The organism is Enterobacter nematophilus, from assembly GCF_026344075.1.
In the GTDB taxonomy this organism is placed as follows: Bacteria; Pseudomonadota; Gammaproteobacteria; order Enterobacterales; family Enterobacteriaceae; genus Enterobacter; species Enterobacter nematophilus.
Genome location: NZ_JAPKNE010000017.1, coordinates 1 through 9,778 on the forward strand (window position 1 = coordinate 1; position 9,778 = coordinate 9,778).

General features: G+C 51.9%; 13 protein-coding genes. 6 read left to right on the top strand and 7 right to left on the bottom strand.

Going from position 1 to position 9,778, the window contains the following annotated elements:
- Positions 1-314 precede the first annotated feature (314 nt).
- Positions 315-869: a gamma carbonic anhydrase family protein gene (locus OSH03_RS21835; protein ID WP_028014623.1), complete on the top strand. Its 555-nt coding sequence runs from the start codon at positions 315-317 to the stop codon at positions 867-869.
- Here OSH03_RS21835 and OSH03_RS21840 read toward each other — a convergent pair.
- Genes OSH03_RS21840 through dprA form a run of 6 tightly spaced genes read right to left on the bottom strand, consistent with a single transcriptional unit; the run spans position 845 to position 4,628 of the window.
- Positions 845-1,093 carry a DUF1488 family protein gene (locus OSH03_RS21840; RefSeq protein ID WP_061096911.1) on the bottom strand — a complete coding sequence of 83 codons (249 nt, stop codon included), beginning with the start codon at positions 1,091-1,093 and terminating at the stop codon, positions 845-847. The genes OSH03_RS21835 and OSH03_RS21840 overlap by 25 nt on opposite strands.
- Positions 1,090-1,908 (bottom strand): shikimate dehydrogenase, encoded by an 819-nt coding sequence (gene aroE, locus OSH03_RS21845; RefSeq protein WP_266180079.1) that lies wholly within the window; start codon positions 1,906-1,908, stop codon positions 1,090-1,092. Before aroE ends, OSH03_RS21840 begins: the two co-directional genes overlap by 4 nt.
- A gap of 4 nt (positions 1,909-1,912) precedes the next feature.
- Positions 1,913-2,485 (bottom strand): L-threonylcarbamoyladenylate synthase type 1 TsaC, encoded by a 573-nt coding sequence (tsaC, locus tag OSH03_RS21850; protein ID WP_266180080.1) that lies wholly within the window; start codon positions 2,483-2,485, stop codon positions 1,913-1,915.
- Complete coding sequence (locus tag OSH03_RS21855; RefSeq protein ID WP_266180081.1) at positions 2,478-3,032, bottom strand: DNA topoisomerase family protein; 555 nt, start codon at positions 3,030-3,032, stop codon at positions 2,478-2,480. The genes tsaC and OSH03_RS21855 overlap by 8 nt, the downstream gene beginning before the upstream one ends.
- 26 nt (positions 3,033-3,058) lie before the next feature.
- Positions 3,059-3,532, bottom strand: coding sequence for a DUF494 family protein Smg (gene smg / locus OSH03_RS21860; protein WP_013099011.1), 474 nt, complete (start codon positions 3,530-3,532; stop codon positions 3,059-3,061).
- The gene (gene dprA, locus OSH03_RS21865; RefSeq protein ID WP_266180082.1) at positions 3,504-4,628 is read right to left on the bottom strand and encodes a DNA-protecting protein DprA; all 1,125 of its coding nucleotides are present in this window, start codon (positions 4,626-4,628) and stop codon (positions 3,504-3,506) included. Before dprA ends, smg begins: the two co-directional genes overlap by 29 nt.
- Positions 4,629-4,756: 128 nt before the next feature.
- Between dprA and def the strand changes: the two genes are divergently transcribed.
- From def to mscL, 5 genes are all read left to right on the top strand, one after another.
- The gene (gene def / locus OSH03_RS21870) at positions 4,757-5,266 is read left to right on the top strand and encodes a peptide deformylase (RefSeq protein WP_006812188.1); all 510 of its coding nucleotides are present in this window, start codon (positions 4,757-4,759) and stop codon (positions 5,264-5,266) included.
- Positions 5,267-5,291: 25 nt separating this feature from the next.
- Positions 5,292-6,239: a methionyl-tRNA formyltransferase gene (gene fmt / locus OSH03_RS21875; RefSeq protein ID WP_253543367.1), complete on the top strand. Its 948-nt coding sequence runs from the start codon at positions 5,292-5,294 to the stop codon at positions 6,237-6,239.
- A 52-nt stretch (positions 6,240-6,291) separates the two neighbouring features.
- Entirely contained in the window at positions 6,292-7,578 is a 1,287-nt protein-coding gene (gene rsmB / locus OSH03_RS21880; RefSeq protein ID WP_151413588.1) for a 16S rRNA (cytosine(967)-C(5))-methyltransferase RsmB, read from the top strand.
- 22 nt (positions 7,579-7,600) lie between these two features.
- A complete protein-coding gene (gene trkA / locus OSH03_RS21885; protein WP_014885463.1) occupies positions 7,601-8,977 on the top strand; it encodes a Trk system potassium transporter TrkA in 1,377 nt (458 codons plus the stop codon).
- A 145-nt stretch (positions 8,978-9,122) separates the two neighbouring features.
- Positions 9,123-9,536 (top strand): large-conductance mechanosensitive channel protein MscL, encoded by a 414-nt coding sequence (mscL, locus tag OSH03_RS21890; protein WP_151413589.1) that lies wholly within the window; start codon positions 9,123-9,125, stop codon positions 9,534-9,536.
- Here the strand turns inward: mscL and OSH03_RS21895 are convergent, their stop codons facing one another.
- The gene (locus OSH03_RS21895) at positions 9,537-9,752 is read right to left on the bottom strand and encodes an alternative ribosome-rescue factor A (RefSeq protein WP_151413590.1); all 216 of its coding nucleotides are present in this window, start codon (positions 9,750-9,752) and stop codon (positions 9,537-9,539) included.
- Positions 9,753-9,778: the final 26 nt, after the last annotated feature.

The following is a 9,778-nucleotide window of genomic DNA, read 5'->3' on the forward strand; positions in this document are numbered from 1 at the left end:
TTTCGCTCACCGTTGCGAGGTGGCGTATATTACGCTTTCCTCTTTCAGAGTCAACCCGTTATTTCAGGATTTTTTCTCTTCAACCGACCGGGTTAACTGTGAAGTGATTCACATCCGCCGTGTCGATGGAGGCGCATTATAGGGCTCCCATTTTTTAGCACAAGTGTTTTTTAGATCTTTTTTTCCGACTGCTGATTTTCCGCGCTTTTCGCTGAAATCCCGCCCGATCTGATTAAATATTGACGCTTTTTGCCTTGCCTCGATCCAATAATATGATCAAGTCTTCCGTATAGCGCTCATCTATAGAGGTAGTTATGTCTGCAGTATTACGCCCTTATAAAGATCTGTTTCCCCAAAAAGGCGATCGCGTGATGATCGATGCCACTAGCGTGGTTATTGGTGATGTCCGAATGGCCGATGACGTCAGCATCTGGCCGCTCGTTGCGATCAGGGGAGACGTAAATTATGTGTCGATTGGTGCCCGTACCAATATTCAGGACGGCAGCGTTCTGCATGTTACGCACAAATCCTCCTATAACCCGGAGGGCAATCCCCTCATCATTGGAGAAGATGTCACAGTCGGACATAAAGTGATGCTTCACGGCTGCACTATCGGTAATCGGGTGCTTGTTGGCATGGGATCGATTTTGCTGGATGGCGTGATAGTAGAAGAAGACGTAATGATTGGGGCCGGTAGCCTGGTTCCGCAGAACAAACGTCTGGAGAGTGGCTATCTCTATCTGGGAAGTCCGGTCAAACAGATCCGCCCCCTGAAGGAGGCAGAGATCGAAGGATTGAAATACTCAGCGAACAACTACGTGAAATGGAAGAATGACTATTTAGATCAGGACAACCAAACCCAGCCCTGATCGTCTTCCTGCTGATCGCGAATCAAATCGCTGGCTTCCTCTTCCAGATCCCAGCGATTTTCGCAAAATATGTCTATAGGATCTGAACCGCCAAAGCGACTCAGCAACGTTTCCCCATGAATGGCGCAGGTCAATTGCATACCCTGCACCAGAACCGGGAAACAGACCGCTTGTTTACTCTCATCCCAGTACTCTCTGTCCGGGAAGTGAATAGCCTGATTCACGCCGAAAGATCCTGCTTTAACTTATCAATGACCGGCTCGACTGCAGGCAACACGCCATGCCAGAGCAGTACCGCATGCGCGGCCTGACCCACCAGCATTCCTAGCCCATCGGCTAGCTGTTTCGCGCCATGTTGTTCGCACCAGTTCAGGAAAGGTGTCTTCCCTTTCTGATAAAACATGTCATAAAAGTACATATGAGGGCTGACCAGAGAGGCGGGGATTGCCGGGATCTCTCCATTAATGCCGCTGGAGGTGGCATTGATAACCAGATCAAATTCACGCCCCGCAAGATCGCCAGGCGCTGCCGCACTTACGCTGCCGGTATGCGCAAACAACGCCGCCAGCGCTTCTGCCCGGGAAAAGGTTCGGTTGGTAATGGTCACCGCACAGTCCAGGGAAAGCAGAGGCAACAGTACTCCCCGCGATGCGCCACCCGCACCAATCAGCAGGACCCGGAACCCAGGTTTAATAAACGACAGTCGTTCCAGATCGCTCAGCAAACCTATTCCGTCGGTGTTGTCGCCCAGAAGGCGTCCATCCTCAAGCCGTTTCAGGGTATTTACTGCACCAGCAAGAGAAGCGCGCTCGGTCAGTTCATCAGCACGTTCGAAGGCTTCCTCTTTAAAAGGAACCGTCACATTCGCACCTTTGCCACCCGCGGCGAAAAAAGCCTCCAGCGTTGGAATAAATGCATCCACCGGTGCCAGTACGCGGCCATAGGGATGGTTTATCTGCAGCTGCTCCGCAAATTGCTGATGGATCAGCGGTGATTTGCTGTGCGCAATCGGATTACCAAAAACAGCATAGGTTTCCATGAGATTACCCCTGTCGAAAACGTTCGCCGGTCAAAGCGTCGCGAATTTCAGACGGATTCAGGCGCCCTCCCGTCTCTCCAACAGCAACCGGGAAGTCATTCCCGAACTGTGCCAGCACTTCTTCAGTTGTGCGACAAGGTGGCAATCCGGTCAGGTTGGCGCTGGTTGAGACCAGCGGTTTACCAAATGCCTGGCAAAGCTCAACCACCAGCGGATGATCGGTGACGCGAACGGCGAGGGAATCAAAGCGTCCGGTCAACCAGCGCGGTGTTGTCGGCTGCGCCGGGAAAACAAAGGTCACCGGTCCGGGCCATGCGGAGAAAATAGTCTCGCGCTGCGCCGGCGACAGCATAGAATCATCGATGTAGGGCTTAAGCTGCTCGTAACTCGCAGCTATCAAAATCAACCCTTTCTCGACGGGCCTTTGTTTTAGGGCAAGCAGGCGGCTGACAGCCGTCTCGCTGTCAGGATCGCAACCGACCCCAAAAACAGCTTCAGTGGGATAGGCGATGACTTCTTCGTTTTTCAGGACGTTCACTGCATAAGCAATGGAGCCTGATGGCAGGTTATTATTCACTATTTTGATCCGCCGTAACCGGCTTTCCACATTGTTTGCTGGCGCAGAAGCGTTTCAGACCCTGCGCCGTTTTCTTCTCGATAAGTAGCGGATAGTTGCAATGAGTGCAGACGCCCGCTACCGGTTTGAAATTGATAACGAACTGGCATTCAGGATAGCGATCGCAGGAATGGAAGGTCTTACCATAACGGGAACGGCGCTGTACCAGCTGGCCGCGCTGACACTGAGGACACGCAATAGCCGTTTCATCAGGCTTATCAATTTGTTCCGTATGCTCACATTCTGGATAACGGCTACAGCCAATAAACATACCGAAACGGCCCTGACGTAGCGCTAATTCACCACTACAAAGAGGACATAGCTGTCCTTCCAGAATTTTGACGATATGTCCATCCGCCTGGCTTTTCAGAGGACGGACATAATCACATTCCGGATAGTGTGAACAACCGAGAAACGGGCCGTGTTTCCCGGACCGAATAACAAGCTCTGCCCCGCACCGCGGGCAGGGCTCATTTTTATGCACCGTGAATAGTGCTGATTTGGCCATAACAACTCTTGGTGCTGCACAATGAATTAGTGCAGCATACCTTCATTCACTTCAAAGAGTAATTCTTCCATTTGCTGATAGGCATTTTCACAGCCCGGGATATTAAACAGAACCATCAGAATCACCCATTTGAGATCGTCCAGTTCAAATTCTGCCGTATCCAGCGCCATGACGCGCTCTATCACCATTTCTCTCGTTTCGAGGTTTAGCACCTGAATCTGCTCAAGGAATAAGATGAATCCCCGGCAGCTGGCGTCCAGCCTTTCACACTCTTCAGCGGTATAAATGCGTACTGACAACGGGTCAGAAGCAAGCTGCATCGGTTCGGCGAGGCCTTCCTGATAATCAGCCAGTTTTTCCAGCCACATCAACGCATTATAGATATCTTCCCGCTCAAACCCCGCATCGGTAAGATCCTGTGTCAATTTGTCCTGATCCACTCGCATTTCTGCTTCGTTATGGATGTAAGTCTCAAACAAATACATCAGTACGTCGAACATGGCATGCCCTCCTTAATCGGACATAGCCGCCGGGTACAGCTGCGATCCACCCTGCTAACTCCAGTTCGAGTAGCTGTGCTACCGTTACTGGCACAGGTTGGCCGGCACGTTCAGCGACAACGTCAACAGGTGTTACCTCATCTCCTACGTTAGCCAGGAGCTTGGGAAATGGCAATGCCACCTTTCCCTGATCTGATGAATAATGTCGCTTTTCGGGATCTTCCTGCAGACATTGCAAGCCATATTGCAAATTTTCAAGAATGTCCCGCACTTCTGTTACCGGCGTCGCACCCTGCTTTATCAGCCAGTGTGGTCCTTCGCACCCCGGGTTACCAATCGGGCCGGGTAAGGCGAAAACCTCCCTCCCCTGATCGAGCGCGCATCGTGCCGTAACCAGCGAACCGCTTCGCACTGCCGCTTCAACGACCAATACTCCCTGGCTAAGCCCGCTGATGATTCGATTACGACGCGGAAAGTTTGCCGGCCAGGGCTGCGCCGAAAGAGGGAATTCAGACACTATCGCCCCGTCAGCTTCGATAAGCCGCATAGCCAGCGCCTGATGCCGACGGGGATAAATGCTAAACAGGCCGTTCCCCAGCACGGCCACGCTACGCCCTTTTGCTGACAGCGCTGCGCTATGGGCAACACCGTCGATACCGCAGGCCAGCCCGCTGGTGATCGTGAAACCACATTGCGAAAGTTGTTCGCACAGCATTTTTCCCCATCGCTCTCCATACCATGACGGCGCACGGCTACCCACGACCGCCAGCTGGACAGCATTAAGCGTTTCAGGGTTACCTTTTACGAATAATGCACCGGGATAATCAGGAATTGCTCGAAGTAAAGGAGGATAAAGTGAATGGTTTGCCGTCAATAAATGATTTCCCGGCTGCTCAAGCCACACCAGACTACGCTCCAGCTCACCTTCATCTGGGGCAAAGAACCGTTCAGCCTGTTTTGCTGACAGCCCAGCGTCTCTGACAGCGGAAGCATCGATATTTTTTTGCTTGTGCAGCCGTGCCGCCGCTTCCAGCATTCCATCGCCACATAGTGAACCTGTGTGTATTAGCCGCAGCCATATCTCGATAGACGTCATCCTTTCCCCCTGCCATAAGCGGCCTGCGCAATCATTGCGATTGGTCACTGATGCTGTCAATCGACCCGGGATTTGTCTAGAATAGAAGTAATATTCTTATCAACTCCTGAACACGACTCTGGAAATTTATGGCAGTTTTGCAAGTGTTACATATTCCGGACGAGCGCCTTCGCATCGTCGCTGAACCGGTCAAAGAAGTGAATGCAGAAATCCAGCGTATCGTTGATGATATGTTCGATACCATGTACGCCGAAGAAGGCATTGGCCTGGCGGCGACGCAGGTAGACATTCACAAGCGTATTATCGTGATCGACGTTTCTGAGAATCGCGATGAGCGTCTGGTGCTGATCAACCCTGAGCTGCTTGAAAAGAGCGGTGAAACGGGCATTGAGGAAGGCTGTCTTTCTATTCCGGAACAGCGCGCTTTGGTGCCACGTGCCGAAAAAGTGAAAATCCGCGCCCTGGATCGTGACGGTAATCCGTTCGAACTGGAAGCAGACGACCTGCTGGCAATTTGCATTCAGCATGAGATGGATCACCTGGTCGGTAAGCTGTTTATCGATTACCTCTCGCCGCTGAAACAGCAGCGTATTCGTCAAAAAGTAGAGAAACTGGATCGCCTGCGCTCTCGCGCATAACGTCCCCCCGGATACAAGGATCATCGTGTCTAAAACACTACGTATTATCTTCGCGGGAACCCCTGATTTTGCAGCGCGTCATCTTGACGCGCTGTTATCTTCTGGTCACCAGGTTGTTGGCGTCTTTACCCAGCCGGACCGTCCGGCTGGTCGCGGTAAAAAACTGATGCCGAGCCCGGTAAAGGTGCTGGCAGAAGAGCATGGGCTTCCTGTTTTCCAGCCCGCATCCTTACGCCCTCAGGAAAATCAGCAGCTGGTCACTGACCTGAATGCCGACGTAATGGTTGTGGTGGCTTACGGTTTAATTCTGCCAAAAGCGGTGCTTGATATGCCTCGTCTGGGTTGTATCAACGTGCATGGCTCCTTGCTCCCGCGCTGGCGTGGTGCGGCACCTATCCAGCGCTCCCTGTGGGCGGGGGATGCTGAAACCGGCGTCACAATCATGAAGATGGACGTAGGTTTAGACACTGGCGACATGCTGCATAAACTGGCGTGCCCTATTACTGCAGAAGATACCAGCGCTACGCTGTATGACAAACTTGCAGGCCTCGGTCCACAAGGGCTTATAGAGACGCTGCAGCAGCTTGCTGACAATACGGCAAAACCTGAAGTTCAGGATGAGGCGCTGGTGACGTATGCTGAAAAACTGAGTAAAGAAGAAGCCCGGCTCGACTGGTCCTTGTCTGCCGCTCAACTTGAACGCTGCATCCGCGCTTTTAATCCGTGGCCGATGAGCTGGATAGAGATTGATGAGCAGCCAGTGAAAGTCTGGAAAGCGTCAGTCATTAATGGCAATACAGCTGCAGAACCCGGCACGATTATCAACGCCAGCAAGAACGGTATTCAGGTTGCGACAGCAGAAGGGATCCTGAATCTTGAATCGCTGCAACCGGCCGGTAAGAAAGCCATGAGCGCTCAGGATCTATTAAATTCCCGTCGCGAATGGTTTATACCGGGTAATCGTCTTGCCTGACCCAATATATGCTTAAGGCCCGGTGTTTCCGGGCATTTTTATTTTTACGGTTATGAAAAAACAAAATCTACGCAGTATGGCGGCCCAGGCCGTTGAGCAGGTTATCGAGCAGGGCCAGTCATTGAGTAACGTCCTGCCTCCCCTGCAACAAAAAGTATCTGATAAAGACAAAGCCCTGCTCCAGGAACTCTGCTTTGGCGTCCTGCGCACCCTTTCTCAGCTTGAGTGGCTCATTAATAAGCTGATGTCGCGCCCAATGACAGGCAAACAGCGTACCGTACATTATTTAATTATGGTGGGGTTTTATCAGCTTCTTCATACCCGCATTCCACCTCATGCCGCGCTGGCTGAAACGGTGGAAGGTGCCGTTGCGATTAAACGCCCTCAGCTGAAAGGCCTGATCAACGGCGTGCTGCGTCAGTTCCAGCGTCAGCAGGACGAGCTTCTGGCTGAATTTGCACAAAGCGAAACACGTTTTCTGCACCCGGACTGGCTGCTGAATCGCCTTAAAAAAGCGTATCCGCAGCAGTGGCAGGACATTGCCGAAGCCAATAATCAACGCCCACCGATGTGGTTACGCGTCAATCGTAATCACCACACCCGTGACGCATGGCTGGCATTGCTGGAAGAAGCCGGAATGAGTGGATTCACGCATGCAGCCTATCCGGATGCCGTGCGTTTAGCCTCCCCTGCACCGGTACATGCTTTACCTGGTTTTGATGAAGGCTGGGTAACCGTGCAGGATGCCTCGGCTCAGGGCTGCATGACCTGGCTTGAACCGAAAAACGGGGAACAGATCCTCGATCTTTGCGCCGCGCCTGGCGGAAAAACAACGCACATTCTTGAAGTGGCTCCGCAGGCCAGCGTAATGGCCGTGGATGTCGATGAGCAGCGTCTTTCACGCGTCTACGACAACCTTAAACGTCTTGGAATGAAGGCTCAGGTTAAACAGGGCGATGGACGCAAACCTGCAGAATGGTGTGGTGAAACCCAGTTCGACCGTATTTTGCTGGATGCTCCCTGCTCTGCAACAGGCGTGATTCGTCGCCATCCGGATATTAAGTGGCTGCGCCGCGATCGCGATATCAAGGAGCTTGCCCAACTGCAATCGGACATACTTGACGCAATCTGGCCACATCTTAAACCCGGCGGTACGCTGGTTTATGCAACCTGCTCCGTACTGCCAGAAGAAAACAGCCAGCAAATCGTGGCCTTCCTTAAACGTACCCCGGGCGCTACGCTGCGCGATACGGGAACGCCTGAATGCCCGGGTCAGCAAAACCTGCCGGGCGCGGAAGAAGGCGATGGCTTCTTTTACGCTAAGCTAATCAAAGAGTGATGTTGAGAACAGGTCACGAGATATGAAGATTATCATTCTGGGCGCAGGACAAGTGGGCGGAACGCTGGCGGAAAACCTGGTAGGCGAAAACAACGACATTACAATCGTTGATACCAACGGCGATCGTCTGCGCGTTTTACAGGACAAATTTGACCTTCGCGTTGTGCAGGGTCATGGCTCACACCCGCGCGTACTCCGCGAGGCGGGCGCCGACGATGCAGACATGCTCGTTGCGGTGACCAGTTCTGACGAAACCAATATGGTGGCCTGTCAGGTGGCCTACTCGCTTTTCAACACGCCAAACCGAATCGCGCGCATCCGCTCTCCGGACTACGTTCGCGATGCAGAAAAACTGTTTAATTCAGAAGCGGTTCCCATTGACCATCTTATCGCACCGGAACAGCTGGTTATCGACAATATCTATCGTCTGATCGAATATCCAGGTGCACTGCAGGTGGTGAACTTTGCCGAAGGTAAGGTCAGTCTTGCCGTCGTTAAGGCCTATTACGGCGGCCCGTTGATCGGCAACGCGTTGTCCACCATGCGCGAGCACATGCCTCACATTGACACGCGCGTCGCCGCCATTTTCCGCCACGACAGGCCTATTCGCCCGCAGGGCTCCACCATTGTCGAAGCAGGCGATGAGGTCTTCTTTATTGCGGCCTCTCAGCATATTCGTGCCGTGATGAGCGAATTACAGCGTCTCGAAAAGCCTTATAAACGCATTATGCTGGTCGGCGGAGGCAATATCGGCGCGGGCCTGGCGCGAAGACTGGAAAAAGACTACAGCGTGAAATTGATCGAGCGCGATCAACAGCGTGCTTCCGAGCTTGCGGAAAAACTGCAAAATACGATCGTATTTTATGGCGACGCGTCGGATCAGGAATTACTGGCCGAAGAGCATATTGATCAAGTTGATCTCTTTATTGCCGTCACCAACGATGACGAAGCGAATATTATGTCCGCCATGCTCGCCAAACGTATGGGAGCAAAGAAGGTCATGGTACTTATCCAGCGCAAGGCGTATGTCGACCTGGTTCAGGGCAGCGTGATTGATATTGCCATTTCACCGCAGCAGGCGACCATTTCCGCTCTGCTGAGCCATGTACGTAAAGCGGACATTGTCGGCGTTTCATCGCTCCGCCGCGGTGTGGCAGAAGCGATTGAAGCAGTGGCTCATGGAGATGAAACCACCTCCCGCGTTGTGGGCCGCGCCATCGACGAAATTAAACTGCCACCGGGTACAATTATTGGCGCCGTCGTGCGTGGAAATGATGTCATGATCGCCAATGATAATTTACGTATCGAGCAAGGCGATCACGTAATTATGTTCCTTACCGATAAAAAATTTATTACCGACGTCGAACGTTTATTCCAGCCTAGTCCATTCTTCCTTTAATATGTCGGGTGCTCACAATAGAGCACCCGCACTTTACCCTCTTTATTTCTGTGCCTTTTATTTTCATAACGTTTAATTATCCCGAATGGCAATTGGCTAATCATTTGTTAAACTTATAGTCGTCAGCTGGCACAAGGAGAACATAATGAGTTTTATTAAAGAATTTCGCGAATTTGCGATGCGCGGGAACGTGGTTGATTTGGCGGTGGGTGTCATTATTGGTGCGGCATTCGGCAAGATTGTTTCATCATTAGTTGCGGACATCATCATGCCACCTTTAGGGCTGCTAATCGGGGGCATTGATTTCAAACAGTTCGCGTTCACGCTGCGTGAAGCACAGGGTGATATCCCGGCAGTGGTAATGCACTACGGCGTGTTTATCCAGAACGTATTTGATTTCGTGATTGTGGCATTTGCTATCTTTATGGCTATCAAGCTGATCAACCGGCTCAACCGTAAAAAAGAAGAGCCCGCGGCCGCACCAGCAGCACCAACGAAAGAAGAAGTATTGCTGACGGAAATCCGCGACCTGTTAAAAGAGCAGAACAACCGCGTTTAATCAGTAACCAAAAGCCGGAAGGCCAGTGGTAAATAAGCGATTCGCTTGCTTGCCACTGGCCTCCCAGTTACCCCGTTTTGCATGCTTATCTTTGCGCAGATAACTTCCCTTCCCTTTTTTATTCTTTTCAACGCGCTGTCGAAAAAGCGGGTCGTGAAGTAAAGCCTCGATGGCATTGTCTTTAATTTGTCCCTTCGTGTGCTGATAGCGGCTCATTGTTTCTCCTGAGCATGGTTTATGAC

Excerpts from the sequence above, each read along its gene's own strand:
- OSH03_RS21835 (WP_028014623.1), top strand. The coding sequence starts at position 315 with ATGTCTGCAGTATTACGCCCTTATAAAGATCTGTTTCCCCAAAAAGGC.
- aroE (WP_266180079.1), bottom strand. The coding sequence starts at position 1,908 with ATGGAAACCTATGCTGTTTTTGGTAATCCGATTGCGCACAGCAAATCA.
- OSH03_RS21855 (WP_266180081.1), bottom strand. The coding sequence starts at position 3,032 with ATGGCCAAATCAGCACTATTCACGGTGCATAAAAATGAGCCCTGCCCG.
- smg (WP_013099011.1), bottom strand. The coding sequence starts at position 3,532 with ATGTTCGACGTACTGATGTATTTGTTTGAGACTTACATCCATAACGAA.
- dprA (WP_266180082.1), bottom strand. The coding sequence starts at position 4,628 with ATGACGTCTATCGAGATATGGCTGCGGCTAATACACACAGGTTCACTA.
- def (WP_006812188.1), top strand. The coding sequence starts at position 4,757 with ATGGCAGTTTTGCAAGTGTTACATATTCCGGACGAGCGCCTTCGCATC.
- rsmB (WP_151413588.1), top strand. The coding sequence starts at position 6,292 with ATGAAAAAACAAAATCTACGCAGTATGGCGGCCCAGGCCGTTGAGCAG.
- trkA (WP_014885463.1), top strand. The coding sequence starts at position 7,601 with ATGAAGATTATCATTCTGGGCGCAGGACAAGTGGGCGGAACGCTGGCG.
- mscL (WP_151413589.1), top strand. The coding sequence starts at position 9,123 with ATGAGTTTTATTAAAGAATTTCGCGAATTTGCGATGCGCGGGAACGTG.
- OSH03_RS21895 (WP_151413590.1), bottom strand. The coding sequence starts at position 9,752 with ATGAGCCGCTATCAGCACACGAAGGGACAAATTAAAGACAATGCCATC.